The sequence below is a fragment of the Candidatus Didemnitutus sp. genome (assembly GCA_019634575.1).
Taxonomy (GTDB): domain Bacteria; phylum Verrucomicrobiota; class Verrucomicrobiia; order Opitutales; family Opitutaceae; genus Didemnitutus.
Map to the genome: position 1 here is coordinate 1,149,054 of JAHCAY010000001.1, position 26,569 is coordinate 1,175,622.

At 67.3% G+C, this 26,569-nt stretch carries 25 protein-coding genes; 19 read left to right on the forward strand and 6 right to left on the reverse strand.

Annotation, left to right across the window (positions count from 1 at the left end):
* Window positions 1-32 precede the first annotated feature (32 nt).
* The 7 genes from KF715_04755 to KF715_04785 all read left to right on the forward strand — a co-directional run bounded on the left by KF715_04755 (window position 33) and on the right by KF715_04785 (window position 8,806).
* The gene (locus KF715_04755) at window positions 33-710 is read left to right on the forward strand and encodes a heavy metal response regulator transcription factor (protein MBX3735979.1); all 678 of its coding nucleotides are present in this window, start codon (window positions 33-35) and stop codon (window positions 708-710) included.
* A complete protein-coding gene (locus KF715_04760; GenBank protein MBX3735980.1) occupies window positions 707-2,116 on the forward strand; it encodes a heavy metal sensor histidine kinase in 1,410 nt (469 codons plus the stop codon). The genes KF715_04755 and KF715_04760 overlap by 4 nt, the downstream gene beginning before the upstream one ends.
* Window positions 2,117-2,897: 781 nt before the next feature.
* Window positions 2,898-5,006, forward strand: coding sequence for a DegT/DnrJ/EryC1/StrS family aminotransferase (locus KF715_04765; protein MBX3735981.1), 2,109 nt, complete (start codon window positions 2,898-2,900; stop codon window positions 5,004-5,006).
* A complete protein-coding gene (locus tag KF715_04770) occupies window positions 5,003-5,941 on the forward strand; it encodes a glycosyltransferase (GenBank protein ID MBX3735982.1) in 939 nt (312 codons plus the stop codon). Before KF715_04765 ends, KF715_04770 begins: the two co-directional genes overlap by 4 nt.
* A complete protein-coding gene (locus KF715_04775; GenBank protein MBX3735983.1) occupies window positions 5,938-6,837 on the forward strand; it encodes a formyltransferase in 900 nt (299 codons plus the stop codon). Before KF715_04770 ends, KF715_04775 begins: the two co-directional genes overlap by 4 nt.
* Complete coding sequence (locus KF715_04780) at window positions 6,834-7,871, forward strand: bifunctional UDP-4-keto-pentose/UDP-xylose synthase (protein ID MBX3735984.1); 1,038 nt, start codon at window positions 6,834-6,836, stop codon at window positions 7,869-7,871. Before KF715_04775 ends, KF715_04780 begins: the two co-directional genes overlap by 4 nt.
* Window positions 7,868-8,806, forward strand: coding sequence for a polysaccharide deacetylase family protein (locus tag KF715_04785; protein MBX3735985.1), 939 nt, complete (start codon window positions 7,868-7,870; stop codon window positions 8,804-8,806). The genes KF715_04780 and KF715_04785 overlap by 4 nt, the downstream gene beginning before the upstream one ends.
* On the opposite strand, the gene KF715_04790 is transcribed toward KF715_04785, so the two are convergent.
* Entirely contained in the window at window positions 8,784-9,926 is a 1,143-nt protein-coding gene (locus KF715_04790; GenBank protein ID MBX3735986.1) for an LptF/LptG family permease, read from the reverse strand. The two genes, KF715_04785 and KF715_04790, sit on opposite strands and share 23 nt — an antisense overlap.
* Window positions 9,927-10,053: 127 nt before the next feature.
* Here KF715_04790 and rlmN point away from each other — a divergent pair, with 127 nt between their 5' ends.
* Entirely contained in the window at window positions 10,054-11,181 is a 1,128-nt protein-coding gene (gene rlmN / locus KF715_04795; GenBank protein ID MBX3735987.1) for a 23S rRNA (adenine(2503)-C(2))-methyltransferase RlmN, read from the forward strand.
* Window positions 11,182-11,425: 244 nt separating this feature from the next.
* Window positions 11,426-12,301 (forward strand): methylenetetrahydrofolate reductase [NAD(P)H], encoded by an 876-nt coding sequence (gene metF / locus KF715_04800; GenBank protein MBX3735988.1) that lies wholly within the window; start codon window positions 11,426-11,428, stop codon window positions 12,299-12,301.
* Between the two features lie 51 nt (window positions 12,302-12,352).
* Here metF and KF715_04805 read toward each other — a convergent pair whose 3' ends face one another.
* The 3 genes from KF715_04805 to KF715_04815 all read right to left on the reverse strand — a co-directional run bounded on the left by KF715_04805 (window position 12,353) and on the right by KF715_04815 (window position 13,681).
* Window positions 12,353-12,892 (reverse strand): transposase, encoded by a 540-nt coding sequence (locus tag KF715_04805; GenBank protein ID MBX3735989.1) that lies wholly within the window; start codon window positions 12,890-12,892, stop codon window positions 12,353-12,355.
* 119 nt (window positions 12,893-13,011) lie between these two features.
* Entirely contained in the window at window positions 13,012-13,407 is a 396-nt protein-coding gene (locus KF715_04810) for a translation initiation factor (protein MBX3735990.1), read from the reverse strand.
* Between the two features lie 13 nt (window positions 13,408-13,420).
* Window positions 13,421-13,681 carry a hypothetical protein gene (locus tag KF715_04815; protein MBX3735991.1) on the reverse strand — a complete coding sequence of 87 codons (261 nt, stop codon included), beginning with the start codon at window positions 13,679-13,681 and terminating at the stop codon, window positions 13,421-13,423.
* A gap of 178 nt (window positions 13,682-13,859) precedes the next feature.
* Here KF715_04815 and KF715_04820 point away from each other — a divergent pair, with 178 nt between their 5' ends.
* The 4 genes from KF715_04820 to KF715_04835 all read left to right on the forward strand — a co-directional run bounded on the left by KF715_04820 (window position 13,860) and on the right by KF715_04835 (window position 20,640).
* Window positions 13,860-16,625, forward strand: coding sequence for a 2-oxoglutarate dehydrogenase E1 component (locus KF715_04820; GenBank protein ID MBX3735992.1), 2,766 nt, complete (start codon window positions 13,860-13,862; stop codon window positions 16,623-16,625).
* Window positions 16,626-16,751: 126 nt separating this feature from the next.
* Window positions 16,752-17,978 carry a 2-oxoglutarate dehydrogenase complex dihydrolipoyllysine-residue succinyltransferase gene (gene odhB, locus KF715_04825; protein MBX3735993.1) on the forward strand — a complete coding sequence of 409 codons (1,227 nt, stop codon included), beginning with the start codon at window positions 16,752-16,754 and terminating at the stop codon, window positions 17,976-17,978.
* A gap of 117 nt (window positions 17,979-18,095) precedes the next feature.
* Complete coding sequence (gene lpdA, locus KF715_04830) at window positions 18,096-19,517, forward strand: dihydrolipoyl dehydrogenase (GenBank protein MBX3735994.1); 1,422 nt, start codon at window positions 18,096-18,098, stop codon at window positions 19,515-19,517.
* Window positions 19,518-19,755: 238 nt separating this feature from the next.
* Window positions 19,756-20,640: a DMT family transporter gene (locus KF715_04835; protein MBX3735995.1), complete on the forward strand. Its 885-nt coding sequence runs from the start codon at window positions 19,756-19,758 to the stop codon at window positions 20,638-20,640.
* Between the two features lie 18 nt (window positions 20,641-20,658).
* On the opposite strand, the gene KF715_04840 is transcribed toward KF715_04835, so the two are convergent.
* Window positions 20,659-21,390, reverse strand: coding sequence for a carbonic anhydrase (locus KF715_04840; GenBank protein ID MBX3735996.1), 732 nt, complete (start codon window positions 21,388-21,390; stop codon window positions 20,659-20,661).
* Between the two features lie 119 nt (window positions 21,391-21,509).
* Between KF715_04840 and KF715_04845 the strand changes: the two genes are divergently transcribed.
* A complete protein-coding gene (locus tag KF715_04845; GenBank protein ID MBX3735997.1) occupies window positions 21,510-22,190 on the forward strand; it encodes a haloacid dehalogenase-like hydrolase in 681 nt (226 codons plus the stop codon).
* 76 nt (window positions 22,191-22,266) lie between these two features.
* On the opposite strand, the gene KF715_04850 is transcribed toward KF715_04845, so the two are convergent.
* A complete protein-coding gene (locus KF715_04850; protein MBX3735998.1) occupies window positions 22,267-22,686 on the reverse strand; it encodes a hypothetical protein in 420 nt (139 codons plus the stop codon).
* A gap of 74 nt (window positions 22,687-22,760) precedes the next feature.
* Here KF715_04850 and rpiB point away from each other — a divergent pair, with 74 nt between their 5' ends.
* The 5 genes from rpiB to KF715_04875 all read left to right on the forward strand — a co-directional run bounded on the left by rpiB (window position 22,761) and on the right by KF715_04875 (window position 26,457).
* Window positions 22,761-23,198, forward strand: coding sequence for a ribose 5-phosphate isomerase B (rpiB, locus tag KF715_04855; protein ID MBX3735999.1), 438 nt, complete (start codon window positions 22,761-22,763; stop codon window positions 23,196-23,198).
* Between the two features lie 112 nt (window positions 23,199-23,310).
* Entirely contained in the window at window positions 23,311-23,757 is a 447-nt protein-coding gene (locus KF715_04860) for a MarR family transcriptional regulator (GenBank protein MBX3736000.1), read from the forward strand.
* A 37-nt stretch (window positions 23,758-23,794) separates the two neighbouring features.
* Window positions 23,795-24,724: a ring-cleaving dioxygenase gene (locus KF715_04865; protein MBX3736001.1), complete on the forward strand. Its 930-nt coding sequence runs from the start codon at window positions 23,795-23,797 to the stop codon at window positions 24,722-24,724.
* 79 nt (window positions 24,725-24,803) lie between these two features.
* Window positions 24,804-25,436: an alpha/beta hydrolase gene (locus KF715_04870; GenBank protein ID MBX3736002.1), complete on the forward strand. Its 633-nt coding sequence runs from the start codon at window positions 24,804-24,806 to the stop codon at window positions 25,434-25,436.
* A gap of 40 nt (window positions 25,437-25,476) precedes the next feature.
* Window positions 25,477-26,457 carry an aldo/keto reductase gene (locus KF715_04875; protein MBX3736003.1) on the forward strand — a complete coding sequence of 327 codons (981 nt, stop codon included), beginning with the start codon at window positions 25,477-25,479 and terminating at the stop codon, window positions 26,455-26,457.
* Window positions 26,458-26,569: the final 112 nt, after the last annotated feature.

Genomic DNA, 26,569 nt, shown 5'->3' on the forward strand with positions numbered 1-26,569 from the left:
CAAACCGCGTGGACCGCGCCACGTTCCGCGACGTGCGAGCGTTGATCGTCGAGGACGAGCCCAAGGCGGCCGCGTTTCTCCAGCGTGGTCTGGAGGAGAACGGGTTTTCCACGACCCACGCCAGCCGCGGCGACGAAGGACTCACCCTCGCGCAGACCGAAGCATTCGACATCATCATCCTCGATGTCGGCCTTCCCGTCCTGAATGGCTTCGGACTCCTGGCTGCCTTGCGCGAAACCGGCCGAGAGGTGCCCGTGCTCTGCCTCACGGCCCGCGACTCCGTCGGCGACCGCGTGAAGGGCCTCGAGCTGGGGGCCGACGACTACCTGGTGAAGCCCTTCTCGTTCGCCGAGTTGTTGGCTCGCGTTCGCAAACTCGTGCGCCGCCGGTCGACCACGGTGGTCACCCGCCTGACCGTCGCCGACCTCGAACTCGATCTCCCGCGGATGCGGGCCACGCGCGACGGCCAGCGACTGGACCTTTCCCCCAAAGAGTTCCAGCTCCTCAGCCTGCTCGCCCAACGTCAGGGAGAGGTCGTCTCGCGCTCCACCATCGCCAACGAGGTCTGGGACATGAACTTCGAAAGCGACACCAACGTGGTGGAAGTGGCGATCCGCCGCCTGCGCAAGAAAATCGACGATGATTTCCCGAGCAAACTCCTCCACACCGTGCGCGGCGTGGGCTACGTGATCGACCCGCACCGGCCGTGAGCCGCCCGCCCGCCCGCCACCCTTGGTCGATGACGGCGCGCTTGATCGCGCTCCAGATGTTGGTCGTCGCCCTGCTCGTCGGCGGAGCCTCCCTCGCACTCTACAACACGGTCCGCCGCCATCTCGATGTCGACACCCGCTCGCAGCTCGAGAACCAGCGGGTCGTGCTTAGCCGCTGGCTCACCGACGCCTTGGCCCGCGGACCACTCGGCGCGAACGACCGCACCCACCTCGCCCCGCTCCTCGCCTCGCTCTCCGACCTGCACGTGCGCGTGCTCGACCGCGCGGGCCGCCCTATGATCGACACCGCGGCCGACTCACACGTGAGCCTGCCGGACTTCCCGGCCGCCGGGCAACCGCTCGCCGAGGCGCGCAACGCAGAAGGCACCCGCTTCGTCCTCTCGACGTCCTTGATCGCCGGAAGTGCGCCCGATGGCCCGACCGTGCTGCAGATCGCCTCCAACGACGACGACGACGATGCGCTCCTCGCGCACATCCGGCAGCGCATGCTGCTGGTCTTCGTGCTCATGGTGGCCGCCTCCGGCCTGCTCGCGGCGCTCGTCGCCCGCGGGATTTTCCGTCCCGTGGCACGGCTCACGCGGACCGTCGCCGAAGTCCAGCCTTCCCGCCTGCACACCCGCATCGCCACCAACGGCTGGCCGGCGGAGCTGACCGCCCTCGCCCGCGAGCTCGACGACATGTTGGTGCGGCTCGACGACTCGTTCCGCCGCCTCGCCCGCTTCTCCGCCGACCTCTCGCACGAACTCCGGACGCCGATCAACAACCTCCGCGGCGAGGCCGAGGTCGCGCTTCGGTTGCCCCGCAGCGACAGCGAATACCGCCGCGTCCTCGAATCGAGCCTCGAGGAATGCGGACGCCTCGCCCGCTTGATCGACACCCTGCTCTTCGTCGCCCGCGCCGACCACCCGGCCCACACGCTCGTCCTCCGCCCCCTCGACGCCGCGGAGATCTGCCGCTCCGTCGCCGAATTCTTCGAGCCGCTGGCCAGCGAGCGCTCCGTGACGCTCCTCGTGCGCGGCGCCGGGCGCGTGCAGGGTGACAGCGAACTGCTGCGCCGCGCCGTCGCCAATCTCGTCGACAACGCCGTGAAACACGCCCCCGACGGCGGGCACGTCGACCTCACTGTGCGGGCCGGTCCGGACGGCACCACCGAGATCGAGGTGCGGGACGACGGCGGCGGCATCCTCGAGACCGAGCTGCCTCACGTCTTTGACCGATTCTATCGCGGGCGCACGCACGCCCCTTCGCAACGCGGCTTCGGCCTGGGACTCCCCATCGTCCGCTCGATCATGGAGCTGCACCGCGGCACCGCCACGATCGCGAGCGTGCCCCAGGCCGGGACGACGGCGACCCTGCGTTTTCCCCTTCCGCCGCCCGCGACCTGACAAAACTGTAATCGTCCGTTCATCTTCACGTCACATTGGCCCGCTAGACTGGCGGCGTGCCGATCGAGCCCTCCACGACCCACCGCTCCAGCGCGGCGCCCGACCTCCTTTTCCTCGGTCTGCTGTGCGCCGTGCTTTTCCTGAGCGGACTCGGCGGCACCCCGCTGGCAAATCCCGACGAGGCCCGCTACGCGGAGATCCCGCGCGAGATGCTCGCCCGGGGCGATTTCGTCACGCCGCGTCTCAACGACGTGGTCTACTTCGAGAAGCCGCCGCTGACGTATTGGTGCGTGGCCGGCAGCATGGCCCTGTTCGGCCAGAACGAATTCGCCGCCCGCCTGCCGGTCGCGCTCTTCGCCCTGCTCGGCGTCGGCGCCGTCTACGGCCTCGCGCGCAACCTCGGCGGCGCGGCCGCCGCGCGCTGGGCCGCGCTGATCGTGGCCACTTCCCTGCTCTACTTCGCGTTGGCGCGCGTGCTCCTCACCGACATGGTCGTCTCGGCGCTGATCACGGTCACGCTGGCCTGCTTTTTTGTCGGCGTGCGCACTCCCGCGGGGCCGCGGCGCCGGTGGTTGTTTCTCGCGCTCTACGCCGCCGCTGCGGGGGCTACGCTCGCCAAGGGCCTCATCGGTTTCCTTCTGCCGGGTGCCGTCATGTTCCTCTGGCTCCTGCTTTACGGCCAATGGGCGCGGCTGCGCCCGCTTCACCTCGGGCCGGGACTGCTGCTGTTCGCCGCCCTCGTCGCGCCGTGGCACTGGCTCGTTGCGCAGCGCAATCCCCAATGGGCGCAGTTCTACTTCGTCCACGAGCACCTCCAACGTTTCGCCACCACGGCACACCAGCGCGCGCAACCTTGGTGGTTCTTCGTGCCCGTGCTGGTCCTCGGATTTTTTCCCTGGACCGGCTTGCTCTGGCCGGCGCTGCGCCATGCCTGGCCGCAGAGCTGGCGCCTCCGCCGCGAACGCGCCGAAACCGGTTTCCTCCTCGTGTGGGCGGGCTTCGTCCTCCTGTTTTTCAGCGTCTCGCAGTCGAAGCTCGTGCCCTACATCCTGCCGGCCGTGCCGCCGCTGGCGATCCTGGGAGGCGTCGCCCTCGCCGCGCGGGACGCGACCGCAGCCCGGGTCGTCACCCTGCGGACCTTCGTCGTCTTCGCCGCCGTCCTCGGCCTGGCACTGCTGTTCCTCGTCCTCCAACCCGCACGTCTCGCGAAGCTCGAGCACGGCGCGCCGCTGCGCACCTTCGCCGCGACCCTCTCCGCCCTGCTGCTCGCGGGCGCGGCGGCAACGTGGTTCCGCCTCCGCCAGCAGCACACAGCCTCGGCCCTGCGCCTGATGCTCCTCACCACCGCCGGCTTCGGCGCGACGCTCGTGCTCGCCGCGCCCGCCCTAGCCCGCTCGTCGACCCGCGACCTCGCGCGTATCGTCCTGCAGGAGGTCACCACCGGCGACCGCGTCGTGCATTACCGCGAATTTTTCCACGACTTCACCTTCTACGCCCGACGTCCTGTCGACGTGGTCAACGGCGCCGGCGAACTCGAGCTCGCCCTCGACCCGGCCGCGGCCCGCAGCGGACGCTTCCTCGACGAAGCGGAATTCGCGCGGCTCTGGCGCGGACCGGGCCAGCTCTACGTCGTGGCCCGCCAGGATCACGCCGAGGAGTGGCTCTCGCGCCCCGGCGTCGGCGGCTACGTCCTCGCCCGCTCGCACGGCCACGTGCTCTTCACCAACCACCCCGCGCCGTGACCGCCCCCGCCCTTCCGTTCCTGCCGCTGACGCGGCCCACGCTCGACGAGGAGACGATCGCGGGCGTCGCCGACGTGCTGCGCTCCGGTTGGATCACCTCCGGTCCGCAGGTGAAGGCCTTCGAAGCCCGCCTGTCGGAGCGGTTCGGCGGACGCCCGGTGCGTGCCTTCAACTCCGGCACCGCCACGCTCGAGGTCGCGCTACGCCTCGCCGGCGTCGGTCCCGGACACGATGTCATCACGACCCCGCTCTCCTGGGTCGCCACCAGCAACGTCATCCTCGCGGTCGGCGCCAATCCGGTGTTCGTGGACATCGATCCGGCCACCCGCAACCTCGACCTCGACCGCATCCCGGCCGCGCTCACGGCGCGCACGCGCGCCCTGCTGCCGGTGGACCTCGCCGGGCTCCCCGTCGATCGCGACCGCCTCTACGGCCTCGCCCGCCGGCACGGCCTGCGCGTGATCGAGGACGCCGCCCAGTCGCTCGGCAGCAGCTGGCGGGGCGTGCCGGTCGGCAGCGTCGGCGACCTCGTCTCGTTCAGTTTTCATCCCAACAAGAACGCCACCGCGATCGAGGGCGGAGCCCTCGTCCTCAACACCGACGCCGAAGCCCGCCTCGCCGAGCAATACCGCCTCCAGGGCGTCGTGCGCAGCGGCTTCGACGGGATGGAAGTCGAGGTGCTCGGCGGGAAGTTCAACCTCACCGACGTCGCCGCGCGCGTGGGCCTCGGCCAGCTCGCACGCCTCGACGCCTTCAACGCCCGCCGCCGCGAGCTCGCGCGCCGCTATTTCGACTGCCTCGACCGCGCCGATCTCGCCGCACTCGGGCTCGGCCTGCCGGTCGCCGAGTTCACCCAAGGCAACTGGCACATGTTCCAGGTTCTGCTGCCCGGCGACCGCCTGAATGCGTCGCGCGCCGCGATCATGCAGGAACTCCACGCGGCCGGCATCGGCACCGGCGTCCACTATCCGCCGATCCACCTGTTCAAGCTCTACCGCGCCCGCGGCTGGCGCCCAGGCGACTTCCCCCACGCCGAGCGCGCGGGGCGCGACCTGCTCACCCTGCCGCTCTTCCCGGCCATGACCGACGCCGACGTCGAACGCGTCGCCGCCACGCTCGCCACCGTCCTCCTCGCCCACCGCCGATGAATCCCGAACTCTCGGTCGTCATCCCCGTCTTCAACGAGGAACAATGCCTCCCCGCGCTGTTCGCCCGTCTCTACCGCACCCTCGACGCGCTCGGCCGTCCCTACGAGGTCATCTTCACCAACGACGGCTCCGCCGACCGCTCCTTCGCACTCCTCCAAGCCCGCTACGAAGCCCGGCCGGACGTGACCCGCGTCATCGATTTCAACGCCAACTACGGCCAGCACATGGCGGTGATGGCCGCCTTCGAACGCGTGCGCGGCCGCATCGTCGTCACGCTCGACGCCGACCTGCAGAACCCGCCGGAGGAGATCCCGCGCCTGCTCGAACTCATCGACCAGGGCCACGATTGCGTCGGCGGCTACCGGCTCGACCGTCAGGATCCCTTCCTGCGCAAATCCGCCTCGCGCCTCATCAACTTCGTGCGCGAGCGCGCCACCGACATCCGCATGACCGACCAAGGGTGCATGCTGCGCGCCTACCGGCGCGACGTCGTCGACGCCATCGTCGCCACCGGCGCGATCAACACCTTCATCCCCGCCCTGGCCTACACGCTCGCCGCGCGGCCCGCCGAGGTTGCCGTGCGCCACGAGGCGCGCCTCGCCGGCCGCTCCGCCTACTCGCTCTACCGTCTCGTGCGGCTGAACTTCGACCTCATCACGGCGTTCTCCCTCGCGCCGCTGCAATGGTTCACGCTCTTCGCCCTCGCCTGCTCCGCCGGGAGCTTCGTCCTCGCACTCGTGCTCGCCTACCGCCGCGTCTTCCTCGGGGCCGAGGCCGAGGGTCTGTTCACACTCTTCGACGTCCTGTTCTTCCTCATCAGCGTCACGATGGTCGGCATCGGCCTGATCGGCGAATACGTCGGCCGCACCTACCAGGTCGTCCGCGCCCGGCATCGTTACCGCGTCCGCACCGAGCTCGGTTCCTCCGCCGCATGAGCCGCCCGCGCATCCTGCTCTTCGCCTACAGCGAGATCGGCACCGAATGTCTCGCGTTCCTGCTCGAGCGCGGGGCGCACGTCGTCGCCCTCGTCACCCACGCCGACGCCCCCGGCGAGACGATCTGGTTTCGCACGCCGGCCGCGACCGCCGAGCACGCTGGCATTCCGGTGTTCCTTCCCGAGAGCGTGAACACGCCCGAATGGCGCGAGCGCCTCGTCGCCCTCCAGCCCGACCTCATCCTCTCCGCCTACTACCGCCACCTGATCGGCACGCGCCTCCTCTCCCTCGCCCGTCTCGGCGCCTTCAATCTCCACGGCTCCCTGCTGCCGCGCTATCGCGGCCGCGCTCCGCTCAACTGGGCGCTCGTCCACGGCGAACCGCGCGTCGGGCTCACGCTCCACCGCATGGTCGCCCGCGCCGACGCCGGCGCGATCGTCGACCAGGAAAGCGTCGACCTCTCGCCCCGCGACACCGCCGAGCAGGCGTTCCGCAAGATCCTGCCGCTCGTCCGCGCGATCCTCGCGCGTCAGCTCGACGCCCTCCTCGCCGGCAATGCCCCGGAGACGCCGCAGGACGAGACGCAGGCGACGTATTTCGGCGCGCGCACGCCGGCGGACGGCCGCATCGACTGGCGCTGGCCAACCACTCGGATCTTCAACCTCGTGCGCGCCGTCACCGCGCCCTACCCGGGCGCGTTTACCGAGGCGGACGGTGCCCGGCTCATGGTCTGGTGGGCCGAGCCCGCCCCCGGCCGCCCCGGCGCCGCGCCGGGCGAAACCCTTTCCCTCGAACCGCTCGTCGTCGCCACCGGCGACGGCGCGCTCGCCCTCACCCGCCACGAATGGCGCGGCGTCCACCCCGCGTGGGCGCCGGGCCGCATCTTCCCTTCATGAAAAAGAAAGTCCTCATCCTCGGCGCCAACGGCTTCATCGGCAGCTCGCTCACCGCCGCCATCCTCCGACAGACCGACTGGCAAGTCTACGGTCTCGACATCGGCTCCAACAAGCTCGACGACAGCCTCGGCGACCCGCGCTTCTCCTTCGTCGAGGGCGACGTCACCATCTCGCACGAGTGGATCGAATACCACGTGAAGAAATGCGATGCCGTCCTCCCGCTCGTCGCCATCGCCAACCCGGCCCAATACGTGAAGGACCCGCTGCGGGTCTTCGAACTCGACTTCGAGTCCAACCTCAAGGTCGTGCGCTGGTGCGCCCGCTACCAGAAGCGCCTCATCTTTCCCTCCACCTCCGAAGTCTACGGCATGTGCCCGGATCCGGAGCTGCACGAGCAGACCAGCACGATGACCTACGGCCCGATCGACAAGCAGCGCTGGATCTACGCCTGCTCGAAGCAGCTCCTCGACCGCGTCATCTACGCCTACGGCCAGCGCGACCACATCGACTACACGCTCTTCCGCCCCTTCAACTGGATCGGGCCGAAGCTCGACAACGTCTTCGAGCCGAAGGAGGGCAGCTCGCGCCTCTTCACCCAGTTCATCTCCAACGTCATCTTCCGCAAACCCATCCAGCTCGTCGACGGCGGCCGGCAAAGCCGCTCCTTCACTTACATCGACGACGGCGTCGACGGCCTCCTCCGCATCATCGAGAACCGCGGCGGCAACGCCAGCCGCCGGATCTTCAACCTCGGCAACCCGGCCAACAACGTCACCGTCGCCGACCTCGCCGGCCTGATCGTCGAGGCGTTCCGGGCGTATCCCGACTATCGCGAGCTGGCCGAGCAGGCACGCATCGTCCCCGTCAGCGCGCAGGACTACTTCGGCGACGGCTATCAGGACATCCAGACCCGCGTCCCCTCGATCGCCGCCGCGCGCCGCCACCTCGGGTGGGAACCGCGCCACGACCTCCGCAGCGCGATCCGGCAGACGCTCGACTACCACGTCGCCCACCGCGAATACGCCCTGGCGTGAACCCGCCCGCCTGCCTCGCCCTCAAGATCGACGTCGACACCGACCGCGGCACCGCGATCGGCGTCCCCAACCTCGTGGCCGACCTCGCGGCCGCGGGCGCGCCGGCGACGTTCTTCTTCTCGCTCGGGCCGGACAACACCGGCCGCGCGATCACGCGCGTGTTTCGCCCCGGTTTCCTGCGCAAGGTCGGACGCACTTCCGTGCTGCGCAACTACGGGCTCCGCACCCTGCTGAACGGCACGCTCCTCCCCGCGCCCGACATCGGCCGGCGCCACGCCGCCACGCTCCGCAACGTCGCCGCCGCGGGCTTCGAGACCGGCATCCATTGCCACGACCACTACCGTTGGCAGGACCACCTCCACCGCATGCCGCGTCCGCGTATCGCGGCGGAGTTCCAATCCGCCCGCACCGCCTACACCGCGATCTTCGGGGCCGCCGCCATCGGCGCCGCCGCGCCGGGCTGGCAATGCAACGCCGACAGCCGCGCCGTCTACGACGAAGCCGCCCTGCTCTACGGCAGCGACACGCGCGGCTCCACGCCGTTCTTCCCCTGGCTCGGCACCCGCGCCGGCTCCGCCCTCGAAATCCCGACCACGCTGCCCACACTCGACGAACTGCTCGGCCGGCCGGAATTTCCCGAGCACCGCCTCGCCGAGCACCTGCTCGCACAGATCGCGCCCGGCCAGACCCACGTCTTCACGCTCCACGCCGAGCTCGAAGGGATGCGCTACCGCGGCTTCTTCCGCGAATTGCTCGCCGCCGTGCGCGCCCGCGGCATCCACTGGACGACTCTCGAGCGCATCGCCCGCGCCGCCCTCACCGCTCCGGCACAGATTCCCATTTGTCCGCTCGAGCAGCGCGAGATCGATGGCCGTTCCGGACTGGTTGCCACGCAGGGCCTCCCGCTGGAGATCATTGCCGGTCGACGCGCTTGAACATCCAGAGACCGAGGGCCTGGAACCCGACGTTCGGCAGCCACATCAGCAGATCCGGACGGAACGCCGACTTGTTGTCGAACCAACCCACCACGACTGTCATGAAATAGTAGGCCATGGCCAGGCCGACGGCCACGCCGAGGTTTGCCGAGGTCTCCTTGCGCGAGACCTTGATCCCGAGCGGAATCGCCAGCAGGGCGAACGACAGCACCGAAAACGCGGTCGAGCACTTCTCCTGGAAGACCACCTGCACTTTCATGCGCAGCCGCTCGCGCTCCGCCGCCGGCACGCGGGGATCCGGCCGCTCGAGGCGCCGCCACTCCGCCAGCAATTCGGAAAACGTCAGCCACTTGAGCTTCGTGCTCACCGTGTGCGCCCCCGTCACCCGGTCGAGCGGCAGGTAGAAGGTCGCCCGCTCCATCGCCGGGGCGCCGGAAAGCGAAGAGAAATCCTCGAGGTCCTTCTCGTTCCGCACTTCCACCTGAGCCCGGAACAGCGTCAGCGTGAGGTTGTTTTGCTTCTCGTCGAAAGTGAGGGTCCCCCCCTCGGCCCGCGCGAAACGCTTCACCTTCCCCTGCGGATCGACCTCCCAAAGCCAGAAGTCCCGCAGGTCGCTTTCGCCCTTCTTCTCCCCGACGTAGAGCACGATCCCCGGAAAATCGCGGATAAAGGTCTTCGGCACGATGAAGCTGAGTGGATTCTGGCGCACCGCGTCGGCGAGCTGCCGGTGATACGCGACCCGCGCCGTCGGCATGAATTGGAAATTCACCAATAGGCTCGCGACCACGCCCAGCAGCGCGAAAAAGAAGATCGGTGCCGAGATGCCCGCCACGCTCACGCCCGACGCGCGGATGGCCGTGATCTCGCGATCCGACGACATCCGCCCGAGCACGAGCAACACGCCAGTCAACACGCCCATCGGCAGCGCGTAGGAGACCACGAATGGCACGAGCAGCCCGATCAGCCGCAGAAACGTGCCCGCGTCCAGCTGCCCGGCGAGCACGTAGCCGAGCAAATCCTTCAGCGCGTTCCCGATCATCAGCACGAACGCGAACAATCCCACCGCAGCCAGGCACGTCAGCGCGACGTTGGCGAAGATGTGGCGGTGCAGGAGCTTCATCAGGGGCGAGTTGAGAGTTGAGGGTTGAGAGTTGAGAGTTCAACCACAACGTCGCAGTTCCGTTCCGCCGCCGGTGACGGTTTCGCGTCGTCGCCCGCTCCACTCTCCCATCTCCTCGCTTCGTCCCTTGGCCTTCACGCCCGCCCAACCCGCCATCTACGGCGAAACCCTCGACACGCTCACCGCCGCGCTCACCGCCGCCGGGCAGCCGGCGTTCCGCGCGCGCCAGATCCTCGACTGGCTCTACAAGAAGCGCGTCCGCACGTGGGACGAGATGACGAACTTGTCGAAGGACCTCCGCACCTGGCTCGCCGCGAACTACGACCTCGATCCGACCTCCTTCGTCCTCGACCGCCAGTCCGGCGACGAGACCGACAAGCTCCTCCTCGAGCTCCGCGACCGCTCGTTGATCGAAACCGTCATCATCCGCGCGCCGATGACCGGCGTCGGCGTCGATCGCTCGCGCAAGACCATCTGCATTTCCACTCAGGTCGGTTGCGCCATGGGCTGCAAATTCTGCGCCTCCGGTCTCGAAGGCCTGAAGCGCAACCTCTCCGCCGGCGAGATCGTCCACCAACTCATCCAAATCTGCCGCCAGGAGGACGCCCACACGCCGCGCGCCCGCGCCGAACTCGCGTCGTTTGACAACATCGTCGTCATGGGCATGGGCGAGCCGCTGCACAATTACGACGGCATCGTCCGCGCGCTCACGATCGTGAACGCCGAATGGGGCCTCGGCTTCGGCGCGCGCCGCATCACGCTCTCCACCTCCGGCCTCGTGCCGAAAATCCTCCAGCTCGCCGACGAGCCGCTCGGCATCCGGCTCGCCATCTCGCTCCACGGCGCTACCGACGCCGTCCGCGAGCAGATCATGCCGGTGAACAAACGCTACCCGCTCGCCGAGCTGCTCCCGGCCGTGAAGACGTTTTCCGAGAAACACGGCCGCATGGTCACGCTCGAGTTCATCCTCATCGAGAAAATCAACGACTCGCTCGAGCAGGCGGAGAAACTCCGCGACATCGCGCTCGATCTGCACGCGCACGTGAACCTCATTCCCTACAACACCGTGCAAGGCCTGCCCTGGAAGCGCCCGTCGCTCACGCGCCAGGAGCGCTTCGCCGACATCCTTCGCGCCGCCGATGTGTCCGTCACGCTCCGCCGCGAAAAAGGCCACGACATCGCCGCCGCCTGCGGCCAGCTCCGCCTCCAAACCGAGAAAGAGCGCAACGCGGGCGCCGAGGCGCCCGTCGCCTGACGGTAGGGGGCGGACTCCGCTCCGCGCCGCCCGCCATTCGCCTTCGAAAATCCTGTGGGAGCGACCTCGGTCGCGACACGCGACGCGCGCGACCCTTTCCCCGTGCAAAGTCGCGAGCAAGCTCGCTCCCACAGCGAACCAATCGCGACGGCAAAAGGACTCGCCGCCCTGCCTTCTCACTTCCGCCCGGTGACGCGTTCCGCTCTCGACACACATCCTCGAATCCGGATGCATTGATGCACCGATGACGCCCGATCGCCCCATCTCCGACCTCTTCGCCAGCCGCAAGACTGTGCGCTCGCTCGAATTCTTCCCGCCGAAGGACGACGCGCAAATGGAGATGCTGCACAACTCCGCCAGTGCCCTGCAGCGCATCGCGCCCGATTTCGTGTCGATCACCTACGGCGCCGGCGGCACCACGCGCGAACGCACCGCCCGCGCCGCCGCGCTCCTGAAAAAGGATTTCGGCTTCACCGTCATGCCGCACCTGACCTGCGTCGGCCACTCGCGCGCCGAGCTGAACGACGTCGCCGACCGCCTCCACGCCGACGGCTTCCGCAACATCATGACGCTCCGCGGCGACCTGCCGAAGGACCCGAACTTCCAGCCCGCGCCCGACGGCCTGCGCTACGCCGCCGAACTCGTCGCCTTGCTGAAGGCACGTCACTCTGACTTCTGCCTCGGCGTCGCCGGCTATCCCGAAAAACACCCGCAGGCCACGACGCTCGGCGCGGACCTCGACAACCTGAAACGCAAAGTCGATGCCGGCGCGGACTTCATCACCACGCAGCTCTTCTTCGACAACGCGCTCTATTACCGCTTCGTCGAGCAATGCCGCGAGCGCGACATCAATGTCCCGATCATCCCCGGCATCATGCCCGTGCTCTCGCTGAAGCAGATCAAGCGCTTCACCGAGATGTGCGGCGCGCATCTGCCGGCGAAACTCGTCACGCGCCTCGAAGCCGCGCAAGAGAACCCGGATGTCGTTGAAATCATCGGGCTCGACTGGGCGTTCACGCAGATCCGCGGCCTCCTCGCCAACGGCGCGCCGGGCTACCACCTCTACATCATGAACCGCGCGAAGAGCGCCCTGGCGCTCGCCGCGGGTCTGGCGGCGTAACGCTCCGATCCGCTCTGTCTTTCCTGTAGGGGCGCAGACTTGCTGCGCCCTTCACTCGCAAACGTGGAGTCCATCCTCAGGCGGCAGATCCAACCATTGCGGTGGCGGCCTCCCAGCCGCATCCAACACCGCCGTGAATCGAAACCGCTCCGGCCGCGGACAATGCCAGCCCGGCCACGCCTGATCTGCACGGATCAGGTTCGAGCGATACGGATTCATGAAGACATAGAACCCATACGACTCAGACGATTCGTTCTCTCGCAGCCGATGTTCGAAGTAGTCGCGCTGCCACTCTCCAATGCGACCATTCCACAGACGGCCGCTCTGCACTTTGAATTTTGCCAGCACGCGTCCGAGCGTGAGTCGTTCCCCGAGCGTGAACAACCAGTGGAAGTGATCTGGCATGACGGTCGCCGCGAGGGTCTCGGCGTCTCCGCACCACTCCAATTCCGTCCAAATGCTGCGTAGCGCAGCCCCGTGCGCTCCCGCCAGCACCGGTCGCCGTCCCGCAATGCAGCCTGTTGCGAAATAAGTCGCGCCGGGGATCGATAATCTGCCGCGGTGAAGTGCTGCTGTTTTTCGCGTCGGCATACAGGGCGCAGCAAGACTGCGCCCCTACAACCCAAGGGCAACTTGGGTTTCGATGCCCACTATCCACCCGCGGGCTCTTGGAGGGGCGCAGACTTGCAGCGTCCTTGCCCGCGCATTCGTCACCCGCCCGCGAACACCGGCCGGAAGCCCGCTTCGCTCAGGATCGCCGCGATCTTCTCGCGTTGGTCGCCCTGAATCTCGATGTCGCCGTCCTTCACCGTGCCGCCGCAGCCACACGCGTTGCGCATTTTTTTCGCGAGTTGTTCTTTCTCCGGCAGGCCGATGCCGACGAAGCCGGACACGAGCGTCACCGTCTTGCCGCCGCGCCCCGCCGTCGTGCGCTTGATATCGACGCGGCCGCGATTCGTGTTCGGTTGGGAGCGGGTCGACGTCTTGTTCGGCTGCGTCGATGCGCTCTGCGCCGCGCTCGGCAAGCCCGCCCCGCTCAACGCGCCGAAGGGATTCTGTCCGAGCGATTGCCCGCCGTCCGTGGGAACTTTGCCGCCGTTGCTCATGGAAGACCGAAAATCAGTGCCGATGTCCGCCGCCGCCGCAACCTCCGGGAGGACTCGCCGGTTTCGCGAAACCGCTCTCGCCGCCAAGCCACAGCAGCGCCTTGGCATAACTGCGGCCTTCGAGGAAATGCACCAGTTGCGGATGCAGCTGGTCGCGGTGGGCGGCGAGGAGCTCTTCTAATCGCGTCAGCGCCCCCGAAATACCCGCGCCGTCGCCGTTTTTCACTGCGGAATCGAAGGTTTCCAGCGCGATCTTGATCTCTTGAGCGGACATGACGCGGCGGGAGCGTGTTTAAGTTTTCGTTATGAGCAAGCCCCGGCGCATAAAACCGGATTTTTCCTCGGCGCTCCGGCGCGTAAGCGATTGAATCGCCGTCCCTCCGGTGTTCCGTTGCACCTCCCCGACCTCAACCGGTCTCTTTGACCGACGGCCGGGTTTCCCTCTCTCGCTCATGAATCCCGTCAATTTCTCCGAACGCGCGAACGTCGCCGTCGTGGAAGAGAACTATCAACGCTGGCTCGCCAATCCCGAGTCGGTCGACGCCTCGTGGCGCGCCTTCTTTCAAGGCTTCACGCTCGGCGCCGACGGCCGCAACCTCGCCGGCGGCGCCGCCCCGGCCGCGTCCGCCACGACGACCGGAGCCGGCGACAGCTGCATTCCGAAGCAGTCGCAAGTCGACAGCCTGATCTATCACTATCGCTCGATCGGCCACATCGACGCCGACATCAATCCGCTCGCCGGCGCCCCGAAACCTTCGCCGCGCCTCGCGCTGGCGGCGTTCGGCCTCGATGAGTCGGACCTCGACCGCACCTTCGAGGCGGGCCACTACCTCGGCGGCGGCCAGATGAAGCTGCGCGATATCCTCGCGTCGCTCCGCGAGACCTACTGCGGCAAGATCGGCGTCGAATACGTCCACATCCAGGACACCGAGGTCCGCCGCTGGCTGCAGGACCGCATCGAGCCGACCAAGCAGAAACCGAAGTTCACCAAGCCGCAGAAGCTCCGCATCCTCCGCCGCGTCCACAAGGCCGAGCTGTTCGAGAAATTCCTCCACACGAAATACGTCGGCCAGAAGCGCTTCTCGCTCGAGGGCGGCGAGACGATCATCGCCGCGCTCGACGCCGTCATCGACGCCTGTCCCGAGCTCGGCGTGAAGGAGATCGTCATGGGCATGGCCCACCGCGGCCGCCTCAACGTCCTCTGCTCCACCCTGCGCAAGTCCTTCGACGAGCTCTTCGAAAAGTTTTCCGAAAACTACATCCCCGACACCGTCGCCGGCGACGGCGACGTGAAGTATCACCTCGGCTACGAGGCGATCCTCACCACGACGAGCGGCAAGAAGGTCGAAGTCCGCCTCGCGCCCAACCCCTCGCACCTCGAGATCGTCAACCCGGTCGTCGAGGGCAAAGCCCGCGCGCGCCAGCGCATCCGCAACGACATGGAGTCGCGCACCAGCGTCATGCCGCTGCTGATCCACGGCGATGCCGCCGTCGCCGGCCAGGGCATCGTGGCGGAGACGCTCAACTTCTCCCAGCTGCCCGGCTACACGACTGGCGGCACGCTGCACTTCGTCATCAACAACCAGATCGGCTTCACGACCGACCCGCACGACTCGCGCTCGACGAAATACTGCACCGACGTCGCCAAGATGATCGAAGCGCCGATTTTCCACGTGAACGGCGACGATCCCGAGGCCGTCTGCGCCGTGGCGCAACTCGCGCTCGAGTTCCGCGTGAAGTGGAAGCGCGACGTGTTCATCGACATGTATTGCTACCGCAAGCATGGTCACAACGAGACCGACGAGCCGTCCTTCACCCAGCCGAAGCTCTACCAAACCATCGCCGCTCATCCGCTCGTCTCCGCGCTCTACACCAAGCAGCTCGTCGACGAGGGCTCCGTAACGCTCGCCGAAGGCGACAAGATCAAGGCCGAATACACCGCCGCCCTCGAGGAACACCTCGAGAAGGCCAAGGCCCGCGAGGCCGCCCGCACTGCGAAGCGCAAGGAAGACCCGAACGCCGTTTTCAAGGGCTCCACGGCGGAGTTCCAGCCGAGCTACTCCTTCGCCAAGGTCGAGACCAAGGCCAGCGCCAAGCTCATCGATCAAGTCTTCGCCGGCCTCACGCGCATCCCGGAAGGCTTCAAGATCCACCCGAAGATCAAGCGCTTCGTCGACGCACGCGCTGAGGCCCACAAGAACGGCGGCCCGTTCGACTGGGGCATGGGCGAAGCACTGGCGTTCGGCACGCTGATGCTCGAAGGCACGCCGATCCGCCTCAGCGGCCAGGATTGCGAGCGCGGCACCTTCAGCCACCGCCACGCCGTCTGGAGCGACATCGAGACCGGCCAGAAATTCTCGCCGCTCAAGAACCTCGACCCGAAGCAGGCGCGCTTCTGCGTCTACAACTCGCTCCTCTCGGAAAACGCCGTGCTCGGCTTCGACTACGGCTACTCGCTCGACTACCCGGACCTCCTCTGCCTGTGGGAAGCGCAGTTCGGCGATTTCGCCAACGGCGCGCAGGTCGTCATCGACCAGTTCCTCGTCTCCGGCGAGTCGAAGTGGCAGCGCAACAGCGGCATCGTTCTCCTCCTCCCCCACGGCTACGAAGGGCAGGGCCCCGAGCACTCCAGCGCGCGCCTCGAGCGTTTCCTCCAGGCCTGCGCCGAGGACAACATTCAGGTCGCCAACTGCACCACGCCCGCGCAGTTCTTCCACCTCCTGCGCCGCCAGATGCGCCGCGATTTCCTCAAGCCGCTCATCGTCATGTCGCCGAAGTCGCTCCTGCGCCACCCGGCCGCCGTCTCGCAGCTCGACGACTTCACCAAGGGCGCCTTCGAGGAAATCATCGACGACAACACCGCCAAGGCCGACCGCGTGATTCTTTGCTCGGGCAAGGTCTACTACGACCTCGTCGACCACCGCGCGAAGAACAACCTCACCAACGCCGCAATCGTCCGCGTCGAGCAGCTCTACCCGCTCCACACGAAGCGTCTCGCCGAGCTCGCGAAGAAATACGCCGGCGCGAAACTCGTCTGGTGCCAGGAGGAGCCCGAGAACATGGGCGCCGCCCGCTTCATTATGCCGCAGCTCGAGACGACCTTCGGCCGCAAGCCCGCCTACGCCGGCCGCCCCGCTGCCGCCTCCCCCGCCGTCGGCACGCTCGCCAAGCACCGCACGCAACTGGCATCGTTCCTCAAGGACGCCTTCACGCTCTGACCAATCTTTCTCTTTCCTCTTTCTCTTAATCTTTCTCTCCCGCTGCGCATTGCACCCGAGAGATTGAAGAGAAAGATTAAGAGGAAAGATTCAACTTTCACTCTCACTCTTCCCTCCCCTCCTCCCATGTCTATCGAAGTCAAAATTCCCCCGATGGGTGAATCCATCTCGTCCGGCATTCTCGCCAAGTGGCACGTCGCCGACGGCGACGTCGTGAAGAAGGACCAAGTCCTCTTCGAACTCGAGACCGACAAGATCACCTCCGAAGGCACCGCCGAGGCCGCGGGCAAAATCACGCTCGCCGTCACCGCCGGCACCGAAGTGAAGATCGGCGCCGTCGTCGCGACGATCGACCCGTCCGTCACCGAGACCGCTGCGCCCGCCGCTGCTCCCGCCCCGGCTGCGGCCGCTCCCGCCGCCGCGCAGTCCGACGCCCAATCGCCCGCGGTCCGCCGCCTCGCCGCCGAGACCGGCATCGATCCCACGAACGTCGCCGGCACCGGCAAAGCCGGCCGCGTCACCAAGGGCGACATGATCGCCGCCATGGAGGGCGCGGCTACTGCCGCGCCGAAGGCCGCCCCCGTAGCGGCGAGCGCCAGCGAGCCGAAACCCGCGAGCGCCGCACCGAGCACTCCGCCCGCGGCTTCCCGTGGCGAACGCCAGACGCGCGTGAAGATGACCAAGCTCCGCCAGACGATCGCCAACCGCCTCGTCGCCGCGCAGCACAACGCCGCCATGCTCACGACCTTCAACGAGGCCGACATGTCGGCCGTCATGGGCCTGCGCGCGAAATACCAGGACGACTTCGTGAAAAAGCACGGCGTGAAGCTCGGCTTCATGTCCTTCTTCGTGAAAGCCGTCGTCAACGCGCTCAAGGAAGTCCCCGGCATCAACGCCCAGATCGACGGCGACACGATCATCCAAAACCACTACTACGACATCGGCGTCGCCGTCTCGACCGACAAGGGCCTCATGGTCCCGGTCATCCGCGACTGCGACAAGAAGTCGATGGCCGAGATCGAGAAGGACATCGCCGACGCCGCCAAGCGCGCCCGCGACGGCAAGATCACGCTCGCCGATCTCGAAGGCGGCGTCTTCACGATCACCAACGGCGGCATCTTCGGCTCGCTCCTCGCCACGCCGATCATCAACGCCCCGCAGAGCGCCATCCTCGGCATGCACGCCATCAAGGAGCGCCCGATCGCGCTCAACGGCCAGGTCGTCATCCGCCCGATGATGTATCTCGCCCTCAGCTACGACCACCGCCTCGTCGACGGCAAGGAGTCGGTCACCTTCCTCGTGGCGGTGAAGAACGCCCTCGAAGACCCCGCAAGGCTCGTCCTTGGCGCCTGAGCGCCAAGGCGAGCCAGTTTAAGTTTCAAGTTGAAGAAACACCGTCCGCTTCGCGGCACTTCGGAACTTCCGGCCACTTCAACTTAAACTTCCAACTTCAACTCGACCACATCGTCCATGTCTCTCGCTTCCTCCCAGACCACCTTCGATGTGGTCGTCATCGGCGCCGGCCCCGGCGGCTACGTCTGCGCGTTCCGCGCCGCGCAGCTCGGCCTCAAGGTCGCGCTCGTCGACAAGCGCGCCGCCCTCGGCGGCACCTGCCTCAACGTCGGCTGCATCCCCAGCAAGGCCCTCCTCCACGCCACCGAGCACGTCGCGTGGGCAAAGAACCACGCCGCCGAGTCCGGCATCAAGTTCGGCAGCGTCGAGGTCGACCTCGCCACGCTGATGAAAAAAAAGGACGCCGTCGTGACCAAGCTCACCGGCGGCGTCGCGATGCTCGCCAAAGGCCGCAAAGTCACCGTCTTCACCGGCACAGCCTCCTTCGTTTCCCCGACCGAGATCGAAGTTTCTTCCGATCTTAAACTTCAGCCTTCAACTTCAACGGCGCGCCTTCAGGCGCGTCATTTCGTCATCGCCACCGGCTCCGCGCCGGTCGAGCTGCCGTTCATGAAATTCGACGGCGAGACCATCGTCTCGAGCGACCACGCCATCGCCTTCAAGGAAGTCCCGAAGAAGCTCGTCGTGGTCGGCGGCGGCGTCATCGGCGTGGAACTCGGCTCGGTCTGGGCGCGCCTCGGCGCCGAAGTCACCGTGGTGGAATTCCTCCCGAAAATCATCGCGACTTTCGACGACGACATCGTGCGCCAATTCACGCGCCTCATGCAGAAGCAGGGCCTCAAGATCGAAGTCGGCGCGAAGGTTACCGGCTACGCCAACGGCATCCTCACCGCCGAGCGCGACGGCACGAAGCTCGAAATCCCCGCCGACAAGGTGCTCGTCGCCGTCGGCCGCCGCCCGTTCACCGATAGCCTCGGCCTAGACAAGGCCGGCGTCGAGCTGGACGAGAAGAAGCGCGTCAAAGTCGACGCCCATCTCCGCACCAACGTCGCCAACATCTGGGCGATCGGCGACGTCGTCGCCGGCCCGATGCTCGCGCACAAGGCCGAGGAAGACGGCGTCGCCGTCGCCGAGTGGATCGCCGGCAAAGCCGGTCACATCAACTGGGACCTCGTCCCCGGCATCGTCTACACGAACCCCGAGGTCGCCTCCGTCGGCCTCGGTGAGGACGACGCGAAGAAGCGCGGCCTCGCGATCAACGTCGGCAAATTTAACTTCGCCGCCAACGGTCGCGCCATCGCCGCCGATGCGACCGACGGCTTCGTGAAGATCATCGCCGACGCGAAGACCGACAAGCTCCTCGGCGCGCAAATCCTCGGCCACAACGCCGGCGAACTCATCAGCGAAGTCGTCACGCACATGGAATACGGCGGCAGCGCCGAGGACCTCGGCCGCGCCATCCATGGCCACCCGACGATGAGCGAAGCGGTGAAAGAAGCCGCCCTCGCCGTCAGCAAATCCGCGATCCACGCGCTGTGATGAGACAGATGTAGGGCGGGGTCTCCCGACCCCGCCTTTTTCGCACGGGACGCGAGCCTCGCGGTGGGGTCAGGAGACCCCGGCCTACTGTGCGATCGACGCCCTCAGCCGCTTTTTCAGTTCGTCGCTCGCGCACGCCGGCGTTTTCCGTCCTAGCACCGGAACTTATCGTTGAGTTCTAGTCACGCTCCAAGGTTGCCGCCGCGCCCTCGGGCGCGGCGTTCTGTTCGCGGCCCAAATGTCCAACGCCCGCCACCGTCGCGCCCTGCTGATCATGCTCGCGTCCGCCTCGTTCTTCGTGGCGAACGTCCTGCTGGTGCGCGCGCTCGGCACGCTGGGCTCGGCCAACGTCTGGCTCATCGCCGTCGCCCGCTTCGTCGTCGGCCTCGGCATGATCGTCGCCGTCTACCGCCGCGAGTTCCAGCCGACGCACCTGTGGCGCAACCGCAAGCTCATCGACCGCGGCGTGGTCGGCGGCGCCGGTGTCTATCTCACCTATCTCACCGTCGTGAAGCTCGGCGCCGGCCGCGCGATCTTCATCGGCAACACCTACGTGATCTGGGCCGCGTTCCTCGCCGCGTGGTGGCTGAAGGAGAAACTTCGTCCCTCCATCCTCACCGGCGGTGCGGCCGCCCTCGCCGGCCTCGCGCTGCTCACCAACGTGTTCTCCTCCGCGCATCCGCCCGGCGCCTACGACGCGCTGGCCGTGCTCGCCGCGCTGATGTCGGCCCACGTCGTCGTGACCATCCGCCAGCTGCACGACAGCGAGCACACTTCCACCATCTTCGCGGCCCAATGCACCTACGGTCTGCTGATCTGCGCGGTCCCCGCCACGCTGACGTTCACACCGCTCCCGCCGCTCGCCTGGATCGTGCTCCTGCTCGCCAGCGTGTGCGCCGGCGCGGGACAACTCACGATGACGCGCGCGTTCCGCGACCTGCCCGCCGCCGAAGGCTCGCTCATCCAGATGATCGTCCCGCTCGGAGTCGCGCTCGGCGGTGCGATGTTTTTCCACGAACATTTTTCGCTGCACGAGCTCGCCGGCGCCGCGCTCATCCTCGCCGGCTGCGCCTTCACCGCCCTGCGCCGCGGCGCGCCGCCCACTCCGCCCGAAAACGACTAACGCGCCCCGCGCCCGCCCTTACGGCGCGTGCGCGGGCGGGTGCGCCTCCGCCGCAGGCACTGCCGGAGCGTGTTCCGCCCTTTCCGCGGGCGCACCTGCCGCGAGTGGCGGCAGCATCCGCACCTTCCCGCTCGCGAGATCGTAGCGCGCGGCGACGACCTTCAAATTCCCGCGCGCGACCGCCTCGCTCAACATCGGGCCGCACGCCTGCAATTCGGCGGCCACGAGCTGCGCATTCGTGCGCACGGCGTTGTCGATCTTGTCCCCCGGCTCGCCCGCGCTGCGTTTCACCGCCGGCTCGATGGAGCGCACGATGCTCGGGAGATGTCCGGGCGCGTGCCCGCCAGCAAGTGTCGCGGCGACGGCGCCGCACTTGCTGTGGCCCACCACGACGATCAGTCCCGCGCCGAGATGTTCCACCGCGTATTCGATGCTGCCGACCACATGATCGTCGAGGACGTTGCCCGCATTGCGGATCACGAAAATGCTCCCGAGCCCCTGGTCGAAATAGATCTCCGGCGCCACGCGCGAATCCGCACAGGTGAGCACGATCGCGAATGGCTGCTGACCCTTCACGAGCTCGGCGCGCCGCATCAGGCTCTGGTCGGGCCGAATCGCGTGCCCCGCGACGAACCTCGCGTTGCCCGCGACCAGCAATTCGAGCGCCGAGTCCGGCCTCACGCGCGCCCCTTCGGCAGCACCCAACGTAGCGGGGAAAAATCCGCCAACTGCGGCCAGTCCCGCGGCCACACCAAGGAGACGAGGATACTTCATTTTCGCGTCGTCATCGGCGCACGGCGCCCGCACCGGCGTCACAAGGCAGTCACAACGCTTGCCAGCCGCCGGCGCTTCGGTTGGCTGCCCGAGACGTGAAAAAACTCATCCTGTGGGACATCGACGGCACCCTCATCCGCACCAACCGCGCGGGCATCGTCGCGCTCGTGCGCGCGTTCACGGCCCTGCACGGTCGCGAGCCCGACATGACAAAGGTCGAGGTCTCCGGCCGCACCGACCGCTGGATCATCCGTCGCATGCTCGAGGAGCACGGCATGGCGCCGACGGCGGAAAACATCCACGCCATCCTCGAAGGTTACCTCCAACTCCTCCAAGGCGAGATCGCCGCGCGCTCCGGCCGAATCCTGCCCGGCATCACCGAGCTCCTTGAAACGCTCCACCGGCGCGACGACGTCGTGCAGGCGCTCCTGACCGGCAACGTCGAACGCGGCGCCCGCATCAAGCTCGAGCACTACCGCGTGTGGCACTACTTTCCCTTCGGCGCGTTCGGCGACGACAGCCCGCTGCGCAACGACCTCGGCCCGCACGCGCTGCGCCGCGCCAAGGAGCGGCACGCGATCGATTTCGCGCCGGAGCGCACCTTCGTCATCGGCGACACGCCGCACGACATCGAGTGCGGCAAGGCGATCGGCGCGCGCACCATCGGCGTGGCGACCGGGATGTTCTCCGTCGCACAACTCGCCGAGCACGCCCCCACGGCGGTATTCGCAGACTTCGCCGACACCAGTGCGCTGCTCCGCGTGATCGACGCCTGAGATCCGCACCGCGCACGCAGCCGCTCCGCGCCAACGGCCTTCCCGCGCATCGCCGCATCGGCCTACGCGCCTACCTTCATCGTTTCCGAAAATCGATCCGCGTGACGCGCCCCTGTTGGAATTCCACGCGCAGCGCCTCGTCATCATAAGGGCCGCCGGTGCTCGTGCTCACGCCGACGCTCGTCGCCGAGTGCCGGCCAAAGCTGCCCACGCCGAACCCGAAGCTGAACCGCGGCGCATTCCGCCGATACACCCAGACGTCGGATCGCCCCGCGCCATCGACGCGCTCGAGACGATGCGCCGGCTCGCCGAGCGCGATCAGAACCATCGCCTCAGTGTAGCCGATGTCGATGCGACCCGCGCGGAGATTCTGCTGCACGTCGGGTGGAAACTGCGCGAACGCCGCTTGGTTTTCCGCGATCCGCTGATCGGGAGTGCTCGAGCAACCGGCGAGGAACAGGGCGACGGCAAAAGCGAACAGGAGACGTGCGTGCATGGAGGGGTTTTTGTTTGCTGGCGTGGAAAGTGCCCGGAATAACGACCGCCGCAAATCTCCCGCGTTCGCCTCCCATGAAGAAATTTTCCATCGCCATCGGCTCCGACCACGCCGGCTTCGCCTACAAGGAGAAGATCAAAGCCCTGCTGCTCGCCGACGGACACGTCGTCCGCGACTTCGGCACCTACTCCGATGCGCCGTGCGACTATCCGGACTTCATCCGCCCGGTCGCCGAGGCGGTCGCGCGCGGTGAATTCGAGCGCGGCATCGTGCTCGGCGGCTCGGGCAACGGCGAGGCGATCACCGCCAACCGCGTCAAAGGCGTCCGCTGCGGCCTCTGCTGGAACGAGCAGGTCGCCATCTGGAATCGCTCGCACAACGACGGCAACGTCCTCTCTCTCGGCCAGCGCACCATCACTGAAGAGGAAGCACTCAAGATCGTCCGCGTCTGGCTCGACACCGCCTTCGAAGGCGGCCGCCACCTCGCTCGCATCGCCAAAATCGACGCCTGAGTGACCCAAGTCACTGACGGCAGTGATGGGCTTCTTGTTCTAGGTAAGTCACATGATTGCCTTTAGTGTATTTATTTTGACATCGAATAGATAATCCACATTGTCCGCCGGCATGGGAACACGCCACCGCGGCACAATCGAAGAGATCAACGCCCTGAACGCCTTCATCAAGCTCCAGCGCGCCTCCGAATCCGTCTCTTCCCGCGTCCACGCCGTCCTGCCCGAAGGGCTGACCGTCACCCAATTCGGCGTCCTCGAATCGATCTATCACATCGGACCGCTCTGCCAGGGCGAACTCGCCGAAAAGCTCCTCCGCTCCGGCGGCAATCTCACTCTCGTGGTCGACAACCTGGAGAAGGCCGGCCTCGTCGCCCGCGAGCGCGATCCCGCCGACCGCCGCTTCGTCGTCGTGAAACTCACCGACAAGGGCCAGAAGTTCATCGCGGAACTCTTCCCCAAGGTCGTCGCCAATGTCTCGCGCGAGATGAACCGCCTCTCTTCCACCGAGCTCCTCGATCTCGGTCGCCTCTGCAAAAAGATCGGCCTGCCGCCGGGTTGATTTTTTATTTTCCCGAATACTTTAACATCAAACCACAATGCAACTCCTCGGACTCCACCACATCACCGCCATCGCCGCCGACCCGAAGACCAATCTGGACTTCTACACCCGCGTCCTCGGCCTCCGTTTCGTCAAGAAGTCGGTCAACCAGGACGATCCCGGCACCTACCACCTCTACTACGGCGACAACGTCGGCTCGCCCGGCACGGCGCTGACCTTCTTCCCCTGGCAAGGCCTCCGCCGCGGCCGCCCCGGCACCGGCCAGGCCTACGCGACCGCTTTTTCCATCCCCGCGGGCTCCCTCGCCTACTGGCAAAAACGCCTCGCCGACCTGCGCGTCGCGACTGAGCCGTTGAGCACGCGCCTCGGCGACCAGGTTCTCGCTTTCACCGATCCGGACGGCATGCGCCTCGAACTGATCGCGACAACCGAACCAGACTCGCGCGCGCCCGCTCCCTCGACCGACGTGCCGGCCGAGCACGGCATCCGCGGCTTCCACAGCAGCACGCTGGCGCTCACCGATGCCGGACCGACTGCCGCCTTGCTGACCCGCGTCATGGGCTACCGGCTCCATGCCGAGGAGCCGCACCGCGCCCGCTACACCGTGGCGAACGGCGGGCCCGGCACCTACGTCGATCTCTACACCGACCCGAAGCTCCCGCGCGGCCTGAACGGCGCCGGCACGGTGCACCACATTGCATTCCGCGTCGCCGACGACGCGCAGCACCTCGCCGCACACGAGCAGCTCGTCGCCGCCGGCGCTCACGTCAGCCCCGTGATCGACCGCGCCTACTTCAAATCGATCTACTACCGCGAGCCCGCCGGCGTGCTCTTCGAGATCGCGACCGACCAGCCCGGGTTCGCCATCGACGAATCCGTCGAAACCCTCGGCCAAAAGCTCTCTCTCCCGCCGCGCCTCGAACCGCACCGCGCCGAGATCGAAGCCGCGCTCCCGAAACTCGACTGATTGCATCCGCGCAGGGCGGGGTTCGCCGAACCCCGCCCTGCATTTTCCGCAGCATCTTCCGTCTTCAGTCCTCCGCTCCATGTCGTCCCTCTCCTACCAACACGTCTTCGAACCCGCCCGCGATCCGACGGCCGCGCCGCTGCTCCTGCTCCACGGCACGGGTGGCGACGAGCACGACTTGCTCCGCGTCGGCCGCCAGCTCTCACCCGGCGCCGCGCTGCTCAGCCCGCGCGGTGACGTGCTCGAGCGTGGTGCCCCGCGCTTTTTCCGGCGCTTGGCCGAAGGCGTGTTCGATCTCGCCGACGTCGAGCGCCGCACGCACGCGCTCGCCGCCTTCATCGCCGCCGCCGCCCAACACTACGGCTTCGACGCCTCGCGCCTCACCGCCCTCGGCTTCTCCAACGGCGCCAACATCGCCGCTTCGCTCCTCCTGTTGCGCCCCGAATCGCTCGCCGCCGCCGTGCTCCTGCGCCCGATGGTCGTGCTCGACCCTGCGCCCGACGCCGTGCCCGCGCTCACCGGCAAACGCGTGCTGATCTCCTCGGGCAACTTCGACCCCATCGTGCCCGCGGATCACCCGACCCGCCTCGCCGCAACTTTCCGTCGCGCCGGCGCCGATGTCACGCTGCGCGCCCACGCCGCCAGCCACGGACTCGTGCCGGGAGATTTCGCCGCCGCACAGGAATTTCTCGCCGCGACGAACTCGCGTTAGACAAATCGCCGCGCGTCCGCACACTGCGACGCGTATGACGATGCCCTATCGCCGAGTCGGCACGACCGGCCTCAAAGTCTCCGCGCTTTCCTTCGGCGCGTGGGTCACCTTCGGCAACCAGATCGGCAGCGACACCGCGCGCGATCTCATGCACACGGCCTACGACGCCGGGGTGAACTTCTTCGACAACGCCGAGGGCTACGCCGACGGACAGGCCGAGATCGTCATGGGCGACATCCTGAAAAAATCCGGCTGGCGCCGCGGCAGCTACGTCCTCTCCACCAAAATCTACTTCGGCGCCGAGCACGACGGCCCGAACGAGATGGGCCTTTCGCGCAAACACCTCATCGAGGGTTGCGAAGCCTCGCTCCGCCGCCTCCAGCACGACCACGTCGACATCCTGTATTGCCACCGCCCCGACCCCGAGACGCCGCTGATGGAGACCGTGCGCGCGATGCACGACCTCATCACCCAAGGCAAAGTCCTTTACTGGGGCACCAGCGAATGGAGCACCGAGCAGATCAACGAGTCGTTCGAGATCTGCGAGAAATACGGCTTCCACGCCCCCGTCGCCGAGCAGCCCCAATACAACCTCTTCCACCGCTCCCGCTTCGAGAAGGAACTCGCGCCGCTCTGCAAAGCCCGAGGCTACGGCACCACGACTTGGTCGCCGCTCGCCAGCGGCCTGCTCACCGGCAAATACAACGACGGCGTCCCCGCCGACTCGCGCCTCCACATGGAAAGCCTCGAGTGGCTCCGCAAGCGCCTCACCGGTTTCGGCTCCGAGCGGAAGGTCGAGGCCGTGAAAAAATTCGCCGCCCTCGCCCAACGCATCGGCACGCCGCTCCCGCAGCTCGCCATCGCCTGGTGCCTGAAAAACCCGAACGTTTCCACGGTCATCCTCGGCGCCTCCCGCCCCGAACAGCTCCGCGAAAACTTCGGCGCCCTCGCGACCCTCGAAAAGATGACCCCACAAGTCATGGCCGAGCTCGACCAAATCTCCCGCGCCGTCGCCGAGTGAAGGGGAGCGCGTTCACCCGTCCGCGTTCAAATCCCCGATGCGCGCCCTAAATCCGCGCGCCATCTTTGCCCCCTTGCTTCCCGCCACTCTGGTCGCAGCGAGGACACATCCC

Coding starts and splice junctions, on each gene's coding strand:
- KF715_04765 (MBX3735981.1), top strand. CDS start 2,898: ATGGGCGCAGTTCTACTTCGTCCACGAGCACCTCCAACGTTTCGCCAC.
- KF715_04770 (MBX3735982.1), top strand. CDS start 5,003: ATGAATCCCGAACTCTCGGTCGTCATCCCCGTCTTCAACGAGGAACAA.
- KF715_04775 (MBX3735983.1), top strand. CDS start 5,938: ATGAGCCGCCCGCGCATCCTGCTCTTCGCCTACAGCGAGATCGGCACC.
- KF715_04780 (MBX3735984.1), top strand. CDS start 6,834: ATGAAAAAGAAAGTCCTCATCCTCGGCGCCAACGGCTTCATCGGCAGC.
- KF715_04790 (MBX3735986.1), bottom strand. CDS start 9,926: ATGAAGCTCCTGCACCGCCACATCTTCGCCAACGTCGCGCTGACGTGC.
- metF (MBX3735988.1), top strand. CDS start 11,426: ATGACGCCCGATCGCCCCATCTCCGACCTCTTCGCCAGCCGCAAGACT.
- KF715_04805 (MBX3735989.1), bottom strand. CDS start 12,892: ATGCCGACGCGAAAAACAGCAGCACTTCACCGCGGCAGATTATCGATC.
- KF715_04810 (MBX3735990.1), bottom strand. CDS start 13,407: ATGAGCAACGGCGGCAAAGTTCCCACGGACGGCGGGCAATCGCTCGGA.
- KF715_04815 (MBX3735991.1), bottom strand. CDS start 13,681: ATGTCCGCTCAAGAGATCAAGATCGCGCTGGAAACCTTCGATTCCGCA.
- KF715_04820 (MBX3735992.1), top strand. CDS start 13,860: ATGAATCCCGTCAATTTCTCCGAACGCGCGAACGTCGCCGTCGTGGAA.
- odhB (MBX3735993.1), top strand. CDS start 16,752: ATGTCTATCGAAGTCAAAATTCCCCCGATGGGTGAATCCATCTCGTCC.
- lpdA (MBX3735994.1), top strand. CDS start 18,096: ATGTCTCTCGCTTCCTCCCAGACCACCTTCGATGTGGTCGTCATCGGC.
- KF715_04835 (MBX3735995.1), top strand. CDS start 19,756: ATGTCCAACGCCCGCCACCGTCGCGCCCTGCTGATCATGCTCGCGTCC.
- KF715_04850 (MBX3735998.1), bottom strand. CDS start 22,686: ATGCACGCACGTCTCCTGTTCGCTTTTGCCGTCGCCCTGTTCCTCGCC.
- rpiB (MBX3735999.1), top strand. CDS start 22,761: ATGAAGAAATTTTCCATCGCCATCGGCTCCGACCACGCCGGCTTCGCC.
- KF715_04860 (MBX3736000.1), top strand. CDS start 23,311: ATGGGAACACGCCACCGCGGCACAATCGAAGAGATCAACGCCCTGAAC.
- KF715_04865 (MBX3736001.1), top strand. CDS start 23,795: ATGCAACTCCTCGGACTCCACCACATCACCGCCATCGCCGCCGACCCG.
- KF715_04870 (MBX3736002.1), top strand. CDS start 24,804: ATGTCGTCCCTCTCCTACCAACACGTCTTCGAACCCGCCCGCGATCCG.
- KF715_04875 (MBX3736003.1), top strand. CDS start 25,477: ATGCCCTATCGCCGAGTCGGCACGACCGGCCTCAAAGTCTCCGCGCTT.